Annotated in this window: 13 protein-coding genes; 4 read left to right on the forward strand and 9 right to left on the reverse strand. The window is 60.6% G+C overall.

From position 1 onward, the window contains the following. Window positions 1-6 precede the first annotated feature (6 nt). Window positions 7-948, reverse strand: coding sequence for a DMT family transporter (locus MOP44_RS18075; protein ID WP_260791649.1), 942 nt, complete (start codon window positions 946-948; stop codon window positions 7-9). Window positions 949-1,275: 327 nt separating this feature from the next. On the opposite strand from MOP44_RS18075, the gene MOP44_RS18080 reads away from it, so the two are divergent. Then, window positions 1,276-2,334, forward strand: coding sequence for a hypothetical protein (locus MOP44_RS18080; RefSeq protein ID WP_260791650.1), 1,059 nt, complete (start codon window positions 1,276-1,278; stop codon window positions 2,332-2,334). A gap of 56 nt (window positions 2,335-2,390) precedes the next feature. Here MOP44_RS18080 and MOP44_RS18085 read toward each other — a convergent pair whose 3' ends face one another. Together MOP44_RS18085 and MOP44_RS18090 are read right to left on the reverse strand one after the other, a co-directional pair. Further along, on the reverse strand, window positions 2,391-3,755 hold the full coding sequence (locus tag MOP44_RS18085) for a M20/M25/M40 family metallo-hydrolase (RefSeq protein ID WP_260791651.1): 1,365 nt from the start codon (window positions 3,753-3,755) through the stop codon (window positions 2,391-2,393). Window positions 3,756-3,802: 47 nt separating this feature from the next. Further along, on the reverse strand, window positions 3,803-4,270 hold the full coding sequence (locus MOP44_RS18090) for a hypothetical protein (protein WP_260791652.1): 468 nt from the start codon (window positions 4,268-4,270) through the stop codon (window positions 3,803-3,805). Between the two features lie 361 nt (window positions 4,271-4,631). Here MOP44_RS18090 and uvrA point away from each other — a divergent pair, with 361 nt between their 5' ends. Then, window positions 4,632-7,538: an excinuclease ABC subunit UvrA gene (gene uvrA, locus MOP44_RS18095; protein ID WP_260791653.1), complete on the forward strand. Its 2,907-nt coding sequence runs from the start codon at window positions 4,632-4,634 to the stop codon at window positions 7,536-7,538. 24 nt (window positions 7,539-7,562) lie between these two features. Here the strand turns inward: uvrA and MOP44_RS18100 are convergent, their stop codons facing one another. Then, the gene (locus MOP44_RS18100; protein ID WP_260791654.1) at window positions 7,563-8,816 is read right to left on the reverse strand and encodes a lactonase family protein; all 1,254 of its coding nucleotides are present in this window, start codon (window positions 8,814-8,816) and stop codon (window positions 7,563-7,565) included. A 112-nt stretch (window positions 8,817-8,928) separates the two neighbouring features. Between MOP44_RS18100 and MOP44_RS18105 the strand changes: the two genes are divergently transcribed. Next, entirely contained in the window at window positions 8,929-9,051 is a 123-nt protein-coding gene (locus MOP44_RS18105) for a hypothetical protein (protein WP_260791655.1), read from the forward strand. A gap of 16 nt (window positions 9,052-9,067) precedes the next feature. Here MOP44_RS18105 and MOP44_RS18110 read toward each other — a convergent pair whose 3' ends face one another. The 4 genes from MOP44_RS18110 to ileS all read right to left on the reverse strand — a co-directional run bounded on the left by MOP44_RS18110 (window position 9,068) and on the right by ileS (window position 13,954). Next, window positions 9,068-9,574, reverse strand: coding sequence for a cytochrome P460 family protein (locus tag MOP44_RS18110; protein WP_260791656.1), 507 nt, complete (start codon window positions 9,572-9,574; stop codon window positions 9,068-9,070). Between the two features lie 44 nt (window positions 9,575-9,618). Continuing rightward, window positions 9,619-10,440 carry an AraC family transcriptional regulator gene (locus tag MOP44_RS18115; RefSeq protein ID WP_260791657.1) on the reverse strand — a complete coding sequence of 274 codons (822 nt, stop codon included), beginning with the start codon at window positions 10,438-10,440 and terminating at the stop codon, window positions 9,619-9,621. Window positions 10,441-10,544: 104 nt separating this feature from the next. Further along, window positions 10,545-11,066 (reverse strand): signal peptidase II, encoded by a 522-nt coding sequence (gene lspA / locus MOP44_RS18120; RefSeq protein ID WP_260791658.1) that lies wholly within the window; start codon window positions 11,064-11,066, stop codon window positions 10,545-10,547. Beyond that, a complete protein-coding gene (gene ileS / locus MOP44_RS18125; RefSeq protein ID WP_260791659.1) occupies window positions 11,063-13,954 on the reverse strand; it encodes an isoleucine--tRNA ligase in 2,892 nt (963 codons plus the stop codon). The genes lspA and ileS overlap by 4 nt, the downstream gene beginning before the upstream one ends. Before the next feature lie 488 nt (window positions 13,955-14,442). On the opposite strand from ileS, the gene MOP44_RS18130 reads away from it, so the two are divergent. Next, window positions 14,443-15,438: an energy transducer TonB gene (locus tag MOP44_RS18130; protein ID WP_260791660.1), complete on the forward strand. Its 996-nt coding sequence runs from the start codon at window positions 14,443-14,445 to the stop codon at window positions 15,436-15,438. Between the two features lie 75 nt (window positions 15,439-15,513). Here the strand turns inward: MOP44_RS18130 and lexA are convergent, their stop codons facing one another. Then, window positions 15,514-16,119 (reverse strand): transcriptional repressor LexA, encoded by a 606-nt coding sequence (lexA, locus tag MOP44_RS18135; RefSeq protein WP_260791661.1) that lies wholly within the window; start codon window positions 16,117-16,119, stop codon window positions 15,514-15,516. Window positions 16,120-16,222: the final 103 nt, after the last annotated feature.

Below are 16,222 nucleotides of genomic sequence, written 5' to 3' on the forward strand. Positions count from 1 at the left end.
TTCTGGTCAGACCTCGTGTGCGGAAGGCACATGGCCGGGCTGGGGGACCAATTCGGTGAGTGCGATTCCGCCGAGGATGAGCATGGCGCCTGTTGCGGGCCGCAGGCCCAGCCGCTCGCCGAGAACAAGAAAGGACGTGATCCAGGCGAAAACCGGCTCAAGCGTGAGCATGAGCGCGGTGTGGGTGGAAGGCAGAATCGACTGAGCCCAGCTTTGAATGGACAATGCTGCCGCGGTAGCCAGGACGGCGGTGATAAGAAGGGCACTAACTAGGCGCTCCGACCAGTGCAAATGGGGTGGCCCCATTACCGGCAGTGTGACGGCCATGAATACCGCGCACCAACCCACCTGCAACGTTGCCAGGGGTTTGAAGTCGATCTTCGGCGAGAGATGGCCAAGTGCCAGGCAGTGCAGAGCGAAGCCGACTGCGCACCCGAAGGACAACACATCGCCCTTGTTGATCTGCCGGAAGTCGGGGATGGCAGCGGCCAGCCCCTTGGCGCCGGAAATTCCCGGAGCGGTGAGCAGGGCGATTCCGGCGAACGCCACGGCGGCGCCCAGGAAGGCGTTCCAGCGCGGCCTGCGCGTGCCCGGCGGATGCAGCCCCGGAATCATAGAGAAGAGCGGCACCAGCACGACGACCATGCCGGTGATGAAGGCCGATTTCGAGGGTGTGGTCCAGACAAGCCCGAGCGTCTGGAACTGGTACCCCATGGCCAGGCAGAAGCCGACGATTGCGCCGGCGCCAATGTGCCACGAGCGAAGTCCGCGAAGGTACCGGTGATAGCCTACCCCCAAAACGATGGAAGCCAGGGCCATGCGCGCCAGGTTGAACGCGGCCGGCGACGCGTCGGCGAGAGCGTCCTTGACGACCACGAAGGTGGCGCCCCATATGGCAACCACGAACAGCATGAGCAGGTAGGCGCGGGCTTTCATCGTTGAATCCATTATTCCAGCCGAGTCTCGGGGCGGGGCCTACTGGGTAGGTCCGGGCTGTTACTGTATGAAATTCTCTCGATAAAACCACCTTTGTGTCCGCTTTGCATCTGAGTAGAAAGGTAGTTCCTGCACTTAAAGCCGAAAGCCAAGCGGAATCAGGCCCTGTTTCGATTGGGTCAGGCCATTTTATCTACGCATGTAACAAACGGGGACCCTTTAGTTATGCGCTTTTTAAGAGCAGTTAGCCTCAGTGGTTTTCTCTGTGCCGCAACACTAGTAACTCCCTTCCAGGCTCAAACTCAGACTTCATCGCCCGCAGCCTGGGTTTACGTCTCGATGACACCGCCGAACAGCTCCGTCAATGAGATTGTGGGCTACGCGGCGGCGGCCAACGGATCCCTCACGCAGCTGCCCGGTTCGCCCTGGACCGCCGACGTCACCTCTATGGCGGTGAACGGCAAGTATCTGTTTGGCGCAAACCAGAACGGCGTCTACATTGACGCTTACCATATGAACGCGACGAGTGGCGCGCTCAGCCTCTGGTCGCAGACCGATGTGGCGAAGATGAACCCGAGTGACTGCGGCCACTCCGGGGATCTTGTGCTCGATCATACTGGCGCTACGCTCTACGATTTGGATTTCGACGATGATGGCTGCGCCAACAACGACTACCGTTCGCTGAAGATCAACAGCTCGGTCGGCAGCCTGTCGAACCTCGGCACAACACAGGGCAACACCTGGCTCACCTCAACCCCCACCATTCTGGCGAACAATGTTTACGCCTACTCGGCATCGTGCCTGGGCAATATGTACTGGGGTGTGTGGGGTTACAAGCGCCAGAGCAACGGCGACCTCACCGACCTGACGAGCTTCACGCGGACGCTGCCGACGCCCAAGTCGGGCGATTTCTGGTGCCCGTCCAATCCGGCGGCCGATCCGACGGGGCATGTTGCGATTGTGATGCAGCCGGTGGTGGCCGACAGCTTCAGCTCAGACGGCGGCGCGCAGATCGCGTCCTTCACGTCCGACGCCAATGGGAACCTGACTACGACCAACACCGCTGCGCAGATGCCGGTGGGCTCGTTCGGCGCGCCGTTTGCCACTTCCATGTCGCCGAGCGGGAAGCTTCTCGCCGTTGGCGGCAGTGCCGGGCTTCAGGTCTTCCATTTCAACGGAGCGGCTACCCCGACGAAGTACACGGGCCTGCTCGCGAATGTGGAAATCGACCAGATGTTCTGGGACAAGCAGAACCATCTCTACGCCATCAGCCGGCCAGCGGGTAAGCTGTACGTCTTCACCATCACGCCTACGGGGGTAAGCCAGGCGCCCGGATCGCCGCATGCCATCAGCTCGCCGCAGCACGTGATTGTGCAGCCGCTGCCGCTGTATCAGTGAAGAGTGGTTAGCAATGAGTGGTCAGTGTCCAGGGTGCAGGACCGACCACTCACCACTTATTTCACCGCCTCGACCAGGCTCTTCTTCTCATCTAGCTGACTCAGTTCCCACATCAACACCGCGTCCCGCTTGGTGTTGATGGCCTGAGCTTTCAAATCCACGGTTTCGCCGGGCGCGTGGGCCCCTTCGCCTGTAGCGCCCACGCCCGCGAGACCGGGCACCAGGTCGGCGACAAAGGCAATGTCTCCCGCGCCGCGCTTCATGGGATCGAGTTCGGGCATTTCACCGAAACCCAACTCCTTGTTGGCACGATTCAGCAACTTCAGCAGCGCGCGATTCTCTTCCGTGGGAGCCATTGCGGGATACCCCTCACCAAACTCGATTGTTGCGCCCGTTTTGGCGAGGTGTTCGCCCACGATCGCGCGCATCTTCTGTTCCACGCGCTCGGTCTGCTCGTTGCTGATGGTCCGGATGTCTCCGCTGGCATAGGCGGTGGGCGCGACGATGTTATCTTTGCCCGACGCGGTTGAGTTGTTGCCGGCATCATCGACGGTGATCTGGGTTCCGCCCGCCACCATGCCGACATTAAAGGTGAGATTCGGTTCGGGGAGTTTTGTGCGGAACTCGTCAATAATCCGGGCAAGCTCGTAGATGGCGCCGTAGCCCATGTGCTCTGAAAAGATCCCAGACGAGTGACCGGTTTCTCCGGTGCTGTGGACGCGCCATGTGATCGAACTGCGCCTGCTGACGCTGCCGTAGAACACTCCGTTCGATCGCGGAGTGCCTTCGAATTCCAGCGCGACGTCGCTCTGCTTTGCCGCCTCGCGCATGTCGCGCCGAGAGATGGACGCGGGCTCTCCGTGAGCTTCTTCATCGCCGCTGAGGACGACTCGCACCTCGATCTGGTCCAGTACACCCGCGGCCTGCAAGGCCTTCAGTGCGTAGAGCATGTCGACTAGGCCGCCCTTCATATCATTCACGCCGGGGCCGGTGGCGATGTCGCCGTTCACGGAGTACTTCTGGAAGGGGCTGGTCAGCTCGAACACCGTGTCCATGTGGCCGATGAGCAGGATGCGCTTTCCGCACTTGCCCTCGCCTTTGGAACAGGGATGCGTTGCGATCAGTACGCCCGCGCGGCCCACGTTATCGGGAGCGCGATCCATCGGCTTGAATTCCACCTGGAACCCGAGCGCCTTCAGCTCGTCCTCCATAATGTGCGCGACCGATCGCACGCCCTCGAGATTATGCGTGCCGCTGTTGATGTTGACGATGCGCTCGAGGAACGAATTGGCCTCGGATTCGTGCGCATCAACCCAGGCGGCGACGGTGCGATCCACGGCAGGAGGCGCCTGGGCGGCGACGGGTAGCGAGCATAAAACCAGAAGAAGAGCAGGGAAGCTGAGTGTCCTAGAGGCGATCATCGCTCACGAGCATACCATCCGGTCTGCCCGGCGACGCTGCGGGGAGCTTAGATGATCGGCTGACAGCGCGAACTCTGGAAATCGTCGAAGTAGGTGACGAGTGCGCGGCAGATATGCTCGGCGGCGCTGTTTTCTCCCGAGGTCTGGAGCACTTCCGTGGACCCGCCGATGCGCCAGTGATCCCTTCCCTCGTACTGTATGTCGACGAACTCGGGATCAGGCGAGGTCGTCGCCCACAGAGCGTGCAGCCCCGGAATTCCGCCAAGCAACAAGGTGAAGGTGCGCGAATCCCATTCGCGTTCGACGAAGCTTAGAGCCACGTTCTTCAGCACCAGGCTTTTGGGATGGGCTGGCAGTACGCGCCAAAGGAACAGTTCGCCCTTGTAGCGTTTGCCCTCGGCGGTGCTGCGAACAGCCTCCTGCAGATCGATCCACGCGCGCTGGGCCTCGCTGCGGAACATCGCCTCTCGCGCAGCCTGAGTAGACTCGCGGTGTTCCCGGAGTTGATCCGCCATTTCCCTTGTACGCAAAAAGTCTGTAAAACCCATGTGGGGGCCCTCCGGCTACGGAAAACGCGCATGAGCGGGGGGATTCTTGCGCGGGTTATGAATGACTTATTTTAACTTTCATTAAGTTACAGGGGGAGTTACGGGCGTTTGTCGGAAAGGTAATCGGGCGTAACCTCGAAAAGTGACGTTTGAGCGGCGGTGAGAGGGGACCAGCCCAGTTCATCCGTCCGAATCCGGCCAAAGCCAGGCCCAGGGCCGGGTGGCGGCAGAGCTTCTATAATGGAAGATGGCCTAATGTGCGTTTGTAACGTCATTGTCATCCATGCACATGCAGCCGTGATTACGCTCTCTTGAGGTCCTTCATCCCTTGAGCTCTGCCAACGAAGCCATCATCATCCGCGGTGCGCGGACGCACAACCTCAAGAACATCTCCTGCGAGATTCCGCACGGCAAGCTCACGGTTGTGAGCGGCGTGAGCGGGTCCGGGAAATCTTCCCTCGCGTTCGACACGATTTACGCCGAGGGGCAGCGCCGATACGTCGAATCGCTGTCAGCCTATGCGCGGCAGTTCCTGGAGCGGATTGAGAAGCCGGATGTGGACGAGATCGACGGTCTGGCTCCGGCAATTGCGATCAAGCAGAAGAACACCACGCGCAATCCCCGTTCGACAGTGGCAACGGCGACCGAGATCTACGACTACCTGAGGCTGCTGTACGCGCGCTGTGGCGTGGTGCATTGCATTTATTGCGATGGGCTGGTGCGCCGCGACAGCATGGACGAGATCGCGGAGAGAATCCTTGCGCTCGGCGAAGGCACCCGCATCCAGGCGCTGTTCCCGGTGAAGCACGAGATCACCAAGGCCGAGCCTGAGAAGCCCACGCGCAAAACCAAGGCCGCGGCGGCGAAGGCGGCTGCTAAAGCTGCGGTTGAGTCGCCCATGACCGATGCGCTGAAGGCGCGGCTGAATGAGTTGCGCAGCGGAGGTTTCAACCGCCTCTATCAGCATGGGCGCATCTTCGAGTTTTCGACGCCGGAGAGCCTGCTTGAGATTGATTTCACGCTGCCGGTATTCGTGCTGGTCGACCGCATCGTGGTGGATGCGGAGAACCGCGCGCGCATCGTGGATGCGGCCGAAATTGCGTATCGCGAGGCCGGCGAGGTGATCTTCGAAGAAGTTCCCAGGGATGAGAATGGCGAGCGTAAGATGCATCGGTTCTCCGCGGCCTATGAGTGTGCGAGCTGTCACCGGCCCGGCCGCGAGCCGGAGCCGCGGCTGTTCAGTTTCAACAATCCGTTTGGCGCATGTCCGCGCTGCCAGGGGTTCGGCAACACGGTCGATTTCGATTTGAACCTGGTGATCCCGGATAAGGGGCTCAGCCTGAACGACGGAGCGATCGATCCGTGGAACCGGCCGAAGTATCGCAGCTGGTTCACCGACATGAAGAAGCAGGCCGGCGCGCTGGGCATCCCCATGGACGTGCCTTGGCGCGAGATGACCGACGAGGCGCGCGAGATTGTGCTGCGCGGCAAGGGCAGCAGCTTCGACGGAGTGTACGGGTTCTTCGCGCAGATGGAGCGGAAGAAGTACAAGCTGCACGTGCGCGTGATGCTGTCGAAGTATCGCGGCTATGCGGAGTGCCCCGAATGCCGAGGACAACGGCTCCGCGCCGAAGCGCGCGCGGTGCGGCTGAACGGCCTGAACATCTGCCAGGGCACGGCGCTCACGGTCGGCAAGGCGAAGGAGTTCTTCTCGAAGCTGACGCTGACGCCGATGCAAGCGGAGATCGCGGGGCAAATTCTGCATGAGGTGCGGCAACGGCTGACGTTCCTGGATGCGGTGGGGCTCGAATACCTGACCTTAGACCGGCTGGCTTCCACGCTATCAGGCGGTGAGGCGCAGCGCATTCAGCTTGCGACTTCGTTGGGGTCGCAGCTTGTGGGTGCGCTCTATGTGCTCGACGAACCGTCGATCGGGCTGCATACGCGCGACACGGACAGGCTGATTCGCATTCTGAAAGACCTGCGCGATCTCGGCAACACGATCGTCGTTGTCGAGCATGATCCAGACGTACTGCGCGCCGCGGATCATCTGCTCGACCTCGGGCCAGGCGCCGGCGAGTTTGGTGGCAAGGTGCTGGCCGACGGCGTTCTGGCGGAGATTGAAGCGAATCCCAATTCGCTCACCGGGCGCTATCTCTCGGGGCAGATCACGATTCCAGTGCCATCGCGCCGGCGCGAGCCGGGCAGGGAAAAGCTGGTGCTGAAGGGCGCCTATGCCAACAACCTGCGTGGGCTGGATGTCGAGATTCCGCTGGGGATGCTGGTGGCGATCACCGGCGTTTCTGGCTCGGGCAAATCGACGCTGGTGCACCAGGTGCTGTATCGCGCCGTCGCACGTGCGCTGGGCCAGAGCGACGGAAGTGATCCGAGTGGCGTGTTCAAGTCGCTGACGGGAGTGGAGCGGCTTAATGACGTTGTGCTCGTCGACCAGACGCCGATCGGGCGCACCCCGCGGTCGAATCCGATCACGTATATCAAGGGCTTCGATCTGATCCGCGAGATCTTTGCGTCGCAACCGGATGCGAAACGGATGTCGCTCACCCCGGGGCATTTCAGCTTCAACGTGCCGGGCGGACGCTGCAACACGTGCGAAGGCGATGGAACCGTCACGGTGGAGATGCAGTTCCTCGCCGATGTGGAACTGCCCTGCGAGGACTGCAACGGAACGCGCTATCAGCCGCGTATTCTCGAGGTGCAGTACAAGGGCAAGAACATCCACGAGGTGCTGCAGATGACGGTGAAGGAGGCGCTGCGGTTCTTCGTGGGCCAGCAGCGTTTGCTCGAGAAAATCGCGGTGCTCGATGAAGTCGGACTCGGTTATCTGCGACTGGGACAGTCGGCCACGACTCTTTCGGGCGGCGAGGCGCAACGCGTGAAACTGGCGGCGCATCTCGCGGCCGTGCGTTCGGCGAATGCGAATGCGAAGCCGTCGCAGGCGAGCCGGATCCTCTACATCCTCGACGAGCCGACGACCGGACTGCACTTCGATGACGTATCTAAGCTGCTCACCGCATTCAAGAAGCTGATTGACGGCGGCGGCTCGCTCATCGTGATTGAGCACAACCTGGACGTGATCAAGTCGGCGGATTGGGTGATCGACCTCGGACCCGAGGGCGGCGAGGGCGGCGGACACATAGTGGCAGAGGGAACGCCGGAGCAGATCGCGTCGAATCTGCATTCGCACACTGGGCACTGGCTGGCGAAGGTGATCTAGATGCGGATTATCGAAACCAATTGTCTATTGAGCCTTCACCAGAACCATCGAGGATGCTAGGCCATCGCCATTGGGAGCGGGTACCGCGCCGTTGATCAGTTTCAATGCCCCAGAAGTCTGATCGACCTGAAGGACGCAGATAGCAGAGGCCGCATTGGAGGCATAGAGGTAGGTTCCGGTGGGATCTACCACGAAAGCCGGCACCGGGCTGCAGCTTCCAGGGCCACCGTTGCCGGTCCAGGTAGAGATATCTTTAAGTTGACCAGTGCTGCTATCGATTGAATACGTGACTATCTGGTTGTAATCCAAAACAAACACGAACTTCCCTGAAGGATGCATCGCCAACCCGGCCAGGAAAGGTCCGGCCGCAAAGGCCGCGCCTGGCATGGGCGTCAATACGCCAGTGGTGGTGTTGCGCGTATATCCCTGGACCTGATTCAACGCTGAGACCGCGACATAGACGAAATGGCCCGTGGGGTCAATCACGGGATCGCCGGGACCTGAGAAACTCGGGAGCAGGTAGGGCGACCCCGAAAGCTGCGTCAGTTCCTTCGTTGTTGGATCGATTGAGAACGCCGCGATACCCGCCTGAGGGTGTCCGTTCGCATCGTCGATGTCTGTTGCACCAATAGCCGCATAAACATTGTGTCCCGATGGGTCTACCACCAGCTGCCCGGCTCCGGATGCATTGCCGGAGTCGGGGCCGAAGCTGATCTTCGTTGAGAGAGGCGTGAGCTTTCCCGTCGCCGTATCGACGCTGAACCCAGTTACAAAGGCCTTCCAGGTGGCTGTGGGCATCATGACGTACAGCGCAGAGTTATCCGGCGTGAGGGCCATGAAGCCTGGGTCCATTCCTGCGAGTTCAGGATCCGGCAGGACAAACGGTGACCCGGCTACCAGCGTCAGGGTGCCATCAGAGTTGATTGAGAACGCATTGAAGGCAGGGCCGGCCGCATTATGCCCGCCATTCTGAGCGGCGAACAGGAATTTCGTCGGAACAGTGGCTGCCATGTTGGGAGCACCCTTGACGTTCATCTGCACCGGCGCATTGGGGATTCCGGTGCTGGTGCTCAGCTTGTATTGATCGATGAAAGGATAGCCGCCTGCGTAAAGGTATTCAGTCACGTAGGTCGGTGGCGGATTCCCGCCTCCGCCGCTGCCGCCGGTCTTGGTTCCCGGAGAGGTGCTGCCGCATCCGACTGTGCAAAGGACCAGCGCAGACACCACGCTCAAACTGCCTGCAAAGCGCAACCCAGATGACGTCACGAGGATTGCCACCTCTCTCTCCTAAGCAGCTTACATGACTTCGGATTTGAGTTGGCAGGAATTATTCAGCAAAGTCAAATGAAGAATCTGTCATCTACTCGACGGCGGTGACTTCGCGGTGTGCGTGTATAGAGAGTCAAGCGCCGATGACGACGGCGCTGTCGGCTACGTCGAAGTCGAGCTAGCGGTAGCTGAAGATGTGGACTTCGAGGAACTCACGGGGCACTGGCTGGCGAAGGTGCTCTAGGCACCGTCGCCAGCTCTCAATGGATCTGGCTGATAACGAATCCGTGCGCGTTGGCCTTTTTGTGGCATTCGAAGCATGACGCTCCCGAGTCATGAATTACGTCTTCAGTCTGGCCGTTGCCCATGAAGCGCTCGAAGCGCCATCCCCCGGTGTTTTTATAAAGGTTTGAGTCTTTGATCATCACGTCGACTCTCCTGCGACTGCCTTCGAAGATGATTCCATTCTGTTGCCGAGCCTCGCGCAGTTCGTACACGACTACCGAACCGTCAGCAAAGTTGCCGGAAGCATAGCCATCGACAGCCTTCTGATTGGCGAAGATATGGTGCATGCCCTGTTCGCTCTCAGGTATCGGGCCGCCAGGCAGAATGACGCCGGTTCCTACATGTACCCACAGGCGGAAGTTGTTTGGGTATTGGATGGGTTCAGATGCGTAGAGCAGCCCCATCGCGAGGATGAGGGTGAGCACCATCCATGCGCTTCGCCGGAAGCCAGCCCGAAGAGTGTTGAAAGAAGAATTCGTCATGGACCGATTCTGCCCATGGCGGAAGCACCCGTATTGTAAGAAATTCAACTTTTTACGGCAGCGGTAATCAAGCTGCTGACATCGCCGGACGCCATCCGGCTGTAGTCACGCGGAGTGATGGCAGCGAAGGCGCGGAAATCGTGGATGAGGTGCGCCTGATCGAAGTATCCACAATCAGCGGCAAGCTCTGCCCAGTTCACGGGAACACCCTTCTCGATCCGTTGGAGAAGAGCGCGAAATCGGCGCACGCGGCCGAACAGTTTCGGCGTAAGACCAACGTGTTCCCGGAACAAATGAATGAACCGTGTATGACTCAAGCCGGTATCCGTCTGAATCCTTTGAATGCTCGCCGAAACGCCTTCGCGCGACAATTGATCGACGGCGTACCGGATTGCCGGATGAAGCGGACGGGCCTCCGCCAGCTTCATGTGCAAATAACGTTCGAGCGCGCGAAACTCGGCGTCGATGCCGACTGCGGAGCAAACGTCGTTGAGCAGACGATTCGCGTCGCCACGGTCAAGATCACAGAGCGTGATATCGATGTTGTGCAGCTCATGCGCAGCTACGGGAAAAAACATGCGAGCCGCGCCAGGACGAAAGACAACGCCGATGGCCGGCGAAGACTGAGACGGGTCGATCTGGAACGATCGCGACCAAGGGCCGGCAAGTAAGGGCACTCGAACGCTGCAGGCCTGGTCGTCAATAAAGAAGCATGTGCTCTCCCGTCGCAGGTGAATCACCAGCGCCATTGAGCCATCGGGATAGATCCGCTGTCGCGACGGCTGCAACCCAGAACCTGTTGCACGCCACATGAATTCGACATACTGCGAGAGCGGAAGAGGGGGCCTGTACACGCGAAGTGCCATGCCTCAAATGGTAGGAAGTCGCCGAATCGCGGAAAACCGTTGCGGTTTGAAGCGGTATCCGAGCGGGGTGAAACGGAGAGTGAGACAGGATTTCCTGCCGGTATTTACTGAGTGCCGTCGGCGGGTTCGGCAGCCGGCCGATGGCCCCAAATTGAGTCGAGCACCAGCAGACAGGCACCGATGACGACGGCGCTGTCGGCCACGTTGAAGTCGGGCCAGTGATAGCTGAAGATGTGGACTTCGAGGAAGTCGACCACGGAGCCGTATTCGATACGGTCGTGCACGTTGCCGAGCGCGCCGCCGAAGATGAGCGCCAGCGCGATCGTGGTAAGCGTGAAGCGATGGCCCAGGCGGACCATCGCGATGAGCACGGCAATCGACGCGATGATGGTGAACCCGATCAGTCCCCAGCGCACTAGGTGCGGCGAAGCGGACTCGGCGAACATCGAGAACGCCGCGCCCTCGTTGGTCCAGTGCGAGAGGCGAAAGATGTGATCAATGACCGGGATGGCGCTGCCGAGCGCAATGTGCGCTTCCACCCAGGTCTTTGTCCAGCGATCCGCCGTGAAGACCGCGAGCGAGATGAGCAGCAGCCACGGCAGCCGGATTGCGGAGGTGAGGCTCACGCTGCATCCTCGGCTTTCGGCGGTTCAATGTTCATTTCTTGCAGGGCCTGATGGCAGCGGGTGCAGACGTTCTGCCAGATGCCGTAGTTCGAGACTTCCGGCATAAAGTTCCAGCAGCGGGCGCACTTGTGGCCGCTGGCGGGCAGGGCAGTGACGCGCAGACTTTCGCCAGAGACCACGCTAACCCGCGACACGTTCAGGATCTCTTTGAGGCCGGCAGCGTGCCTTTCGAGCAGCGCAAGCTGCTCGCCTGCTGCGGCGATTTCGAGCTCAGCTTCAAGCCCCTTGCCGATGCGCTTGGCCTGCCGCGCTTCTTCGAGAACGCGCAGTGCTTCATCGCGCACTTCAAAGAGGCGCTTCCACTCGTCGAGCACAGGAGCCGACTCTGACGCGAACACTTCCTCCGGCTTTGGAAACAGCGCGAGATGGACGCTGACTTCGCGGCCTTCCACAGCGGGCAGGTACTCCCACACTTCATCCGCTGTAAAGCTGAGGATGGGCGCAACGAGCCGCACCAGCGTCTCGGTGATCTTCCAGAGCACGGTCTGGGCCGAGCGCCGCGCCGGGTTCGTCGGCGCGAAGGTGTACATGCGGTCCTTCAGCACGTCGAGGTAGAACGAGCTGAGGTCGACGATGGCAAACTCGTTCACTGCGTGATACACGCGGTGGAACTCGAACGCCGCATACCAGCCGAGGATCTTCTCCGTTAGCTCGCGGGTGCGCGCCAGCATGTATCGATCCAGCGGCAATAGCTCGGCTTCTGGCACAGCATCCGTCGCAGGGTTGAAACCGCTGAGGTTCCCCAGCAGAAACCGGAACGTATTGCGCAGCTTGCGGTAGATCTCCGCGCAGCGGGCCATTAGGTTTTCGCTGGCTGCCATGTCTTCGCGGAAGTCGACCGACGCGACCCAGAGCCGTACGATCTCGCCACCCATGCGCTGAGCGATATCCACCGGGTCGACGCCGTTGCCAAGCGACTTCGACATGGCGCGGCCCTGCTCATCGAGCGTCCAGCCGGCAGTAGCAACGTGCGAATACGGCGCCCGCCCGCGCAGTGCAACGCTGGTGAGCAGGGAAGAGTGGAACCAGCCGCGGTGCTGGTCGCCGCCTTCCAGATACAACACCGTCGGGCCATTGCCCCGCTGAAAGGCCTTATATTGTTCGCGCAGATCCGCGTCCGATTCGCAAACTGCGAACCAGCTCGTGCCGGAGTCGAACCACACATCGAGGATGTCGGTTTCCTTGCGGAACTCGGACTTGCCGCATTTCGCGCACTTCGCATGGGCGGACAGCAGTTCCATCGCTTTGGGGGCGTGCCATGCCTCTGCGCCTTCGTCATCGAAGAGCTGAATGATTTTGCGGTTCAGGCCCGCGTCGATGAAGGGCTCGTTGCAGCCCTCGCACATGAATACGGCGATGGGCACGCCCCAGATGCGCTGGCGGCTGATGCACCAGTCGGGGCGCGTCGCAATCATGTTGGTGATGCGCTCTTTGCCCCAGCCCGGATCCCACGTGACCTTGTCGATCTCTTCAACGCTCAACTGGCGGAAGGTCGTCTCGGATCCGTCCTGGCGCTTCATCGGCGTCTCAAGCGAAATGAACCACTGCTCGGTGGCGCGGAAGATGACCGGGTTGTGGCAGCGCCAGCAGTGCGGATACGAGTGTTCCAGGTTCCCGGAGCCCAGCAGCGCGCCGCGCTCCACAAGCATGGCGATGATGACGGGGTTTGCCTTCCACACGGTGAGGCCGTCGTAAGGCGCAGGAGTAGTGTGCGGCCACGCGGCTTCGTCCACGTGGATGCGCCCCGAGGCATCGACACGGCACGTGAGGTCGAGCCCGTACTTCTGCCCGGTGTAGAAGTCCTCTGCGCCATGCGAAGGCGCCGTGTGCACGGCGCCGGTACCGGTGTCGGCTGTGACGTAATCGCCCAGGACCCCGAGGATAGAGCGATCAAGGAACGGGTGCTGGAAGGTCTGGCGCTCCAGCTTCGCGCCTTTGAAACGTGCGATCTCGACCGGGTTCTCCAACTTTGTCGCTGCCACAACACTGGAGGCGAGTTCGGCAGCCACGATGTACACCGGGCCGTCTGCCGTCGCCAGCGCGACGTAGTCGAAATCAGGATGGAAGGCGACCGCCAGAGACGCGGGCAGCGTCCAGGGCGTCGTCGTCCAGATGATCGTATAGACTTCGCGGCCGGCCAGCGCGGGATCGAGGGCTTCGGCCGGTGAAGTCAGCTTGTAGCGCACATACACCGAAGGACTGGTGTGGTTCTCGTACTCAATTTCGGCGTCGGCCAGCGCGGTGCGGTCGTGGATGCACCAGTAAACCGGCTTGAGTCCGCGGTAGACAAAGCCCTTCTCGAGGAAGCCGTAGAAGGCTTCGAGCGTCCGCGCCTCATAGTCCCGCGACATTGTCTTGTAGGGCGTGGCCCAGCGGCCGAAGACACCGATACGCTCGAATTGCGAGGTCTGCAGGTCAATATATTTCTGCGCGTAGGCGCGGCATGCATCCAACACCTCAGCGGCGGGCATTTCGAGCTTTTTACGGCCGAGCTGCTCGTCAACCTTGATCTCAATCGGCAGGCCATGGCAGTCGTACCCCGGAACGTAGGGGGCATCGTAACCAGCCATCGTCCTGGACTTTACGACGAAGTCCTTCAAGCCCTTGTTGAGGGCGTGGCCCAGGTGAATGGGGCCATTGGCATAAGGCGGACCGTCGTGGAGGATGTAGGAAGGGCGGCCCTTTCCGGCCTTCCGCAGCTCGTCGTAGAGGCGCAGAGACGCCCAGCGGGCCAGGCGAAGTGGTTCATTCTGAGGCAGATTGGCCTTCATGGGGAAGGCCGTCTGGGGCAGATTCAGGGTCGCCTTGAGTTCCGGCGCTGCGGGCATCGTTTCTCCGTAAATTCGTGCAGAATCTTCTCTTCCAGTGTAACTGGCGGGAGCGGCGATTCTTCAATGCCGGCCTGGCTGGAACAATTCCAGGCGCTCCGGTCCGATCGGGCCCGATCTCGTTCCGATCCGATCCGGACCAGAATCCAGAGGAAACGGCACCAAAGCTGGCAGAACGGCTAGTTTCGCGTTAGATTGGGCCTAACTCACACTGTTTTTCGGGATGTGCACCCTAACAACTCACAAGGCGGGTCGTCTATTACTTTATGGGAGTTCCTAAGCCTACAGAATATGAGATTCTGGAGCCCGGACAGTCCCCAGCTCGTCCGGTAGACTCGAGTCATCACTCGGAGACTTCCACCTCGTTCGCCGCGACAAGACCGACGGCATTCGAGCATAATGGATCACTAGGCGGGAATGGCAACGGCCATCACCGGCCTGCAGATCAAAGGGGAACAGAATCCGGCGGAATGGCCGGCAGTACATTTATGACACAGACCATTACCCCGTCTGACGTTCCCACGTCGGAAGGTCATGAACTCGATGCTTTCCTCGGAAAAGCGTTTGAAGAGAAGCCGATCTGGAAGGAGCTGTACGACAACGTACACGACGTCTTCTTCCCGCCCAAGCTTCCGCCGCTCGAGCTGACCTCCACACCGATTCCGGTTCCTGACCGCATGGCGGTCAAGACGAACCCCTGGGCCGTAGGTTCGGCCACCGTGATCAACGGCTTGATTCTCGCAATTGTGCTGGTCTTCGGCGCGCGCAAGATCTACCAGGAAATTAAGAAGCCGCAAGTCACCGGCATGTCCAACATCGATATCTCCGACTTCAAGGCGCCCAAGGCAGCCGTGAAGGCCGGCGGCGGTGGTGGCGGCGGTTCTCATGACCTGGTGGACCCGATCAAGGGACACCTGCCGAAGATTGATCCGCACCCGCAGGCTCCCCCGATGGTTCCGTTGATCGAGAAGCCGAAGCTGGCCGTTGATTCCGCGATCAATGTTCAGAAAGACATCAAGCTGCCTGACAATCCGATGCTGCCCATGATCGGCGTGCACAACTCGCCCAACGTGAGCCTGGCCTCAAATGGGCAGGGAACCGGCGGCGGCATGGGCACGGGATCGGGCGGTGGCCTTGGTTCCGGCAATGGAAACGGCTACGGACCCGGATCCGGCGGGAACACAGGTGGCGGCGTTTACCGCGTCGGCGGCGGCATTTCTGCTCCTGTAGCGATCAACGCGCCTGAAGCGGAATTCAGCGATGAGGCGCGCCGCGCCAAGTACCAGGGCGAAGTCATGATCAGCCTCATCGTGGATGCGCAGGGCAACCCACAGAACCCGCGCGTGGTGCGGCCGCTGGGCATGGGCCTGGACGAGAAAGCGCTGGAAGCTGTACGGAAGTACAAGTTCAAGCCGGCACTGAAGGATGGACGTACGCCGGTCCCGGTGATGGTGACAATCGCGGTGAACTTCCGGCTTTACTAAGCAGCGAGTAGTAGAACAAATCCCCGGCGCCTCTTTGAGGGCCGGGGATTTTCTTTGCGCGAATCTTGCTGCGTTCTAGTGGTACTTGCGCAGGACGCCGAGCACGCGGCCCTGGATGGCAACCTGGTTGGCGGGCACGTAGATCGGCTCCATCTCGATGTTCGAGGGCTGCAGGCGAATCGTGCTGCCTTCCGAGTAGAAGCGTTTCAGCGTGGTTTCAGCGCCGTGTACCAGGGCGACAACGATCTCGCCCTGCTTGGCGGTCTTGGTGCGCTCCACCAGCACGTAATCGCCGGAGATGATGTGCTCGTCGCGCATGGAATCGCCACGAACCTCGAGGGCGAAGACATCGCGATTGCCGACCACGTCGTGCAGCGAAATAGTCTCCACATTTTCGCTGGTCTCAACTGGGAGACCTGCTGCAATGCGCCCGGCAAGGGGAAGCCGGTCGCTGGTACGGGTGCGGGTTCCGGGGGGCAGCACGTCAATGGATCGGCTGCGGTTGTGCACACGGTCGAGCATGCCCTTCTTCTCGAGATTGGTGATGTGCTTGTGCACTGTGGCAAGGCTCTTGAGCCCCATGCCGCGTGCGATCTCTTCGAAGGATGGGGAGTAGCCGTTGCGGCCGACGAAGGTATCGAGGAAGTCGAGGACTTCTTTTTGTCGCCTGGTGACAGCCATGCGTGGATTATAGCGAATAAAAAGCGAATCGCAAGGGGAAATCCTGCCCGGATTGGAACCGCTAGTAACGCGGTTGGTTCCGGAATAGTTAGTGTGCTTTGGC

The organism is Occallatibacter riparius (assembly GCF_025264625.1).
GTDB classification, from domain to species: Bacteria; Acidobacteriota; Terriglobia; order Terriglobales; family Acidobacteriaceae; genus Telmatobacter; species Telmatobacter riparius.

Bases quoted from the DNA above. Each gene is read 5' to 3' on its own strand.
- MOP44_RS18090 (WP_260791652.1), bottom strand. From the start codon at position 4,270: ATGGCGGATCAACTCCGGGAACACCGCGAGTCTACTCAGGCTGCGCGA.
- MOP44_RS18075 (WP_260791649.1), bottom strand. From the start codon at position 948: ATGGATTCAACGATGAAAGCCCGCGCCTACCTGCTCATGCTGTTCGTG.
- MOP44_RS18080 (WP_260791650.1), top strand. From the start codon at position 1,276: ATGACACCGCCGAACAGCTCCGTCAATGAGATTGTGGGCTACGCGGCG.
- ileS (WP_260791659.1), bottom strand. From the start codon at position 13,954: ATGCCCGCAGCGCCGGAACTCAAGGCGACCCTGAATCTGCCCCAGACG.
- MOP44_RS18085 (WP_260791651.1), bottom strand. From the start codon at position 3,755: ATGATCGCCTCTAGGACACTCAGCTTCCCTGCTCTTCTTCTGGTTTTA.
- MOP44_RS18130 (WP_260791660.1), top strand. From the start codon at position 14,443: ATGACACAGACCATTACCCCGTCTGACGTTCCCACGTCGGAAGGTCAT.
- MOP44_RS18110 (WP_260791656.1), bottom strand. From the start codon at position 9,574: ATGACGAATTCTTCTTTCAACACTCTTCGGGCTGGCTTCCGGCGAAGC.
- MOP44_RS18115 (WP_260791657.1), bottom strand. From the start codon at position 10,440: ATGGCACTTCGCGTGTACAGGCCCCCTCTTCCGCTCTCGCAGTATGTC.
- lexA (WP_260791661.1), bottom strand. From the start codon at position 16,119: ATGGCTGTCACCAGGCGACAAAAAGAAGTCCTCGACTTCCTCGATACC.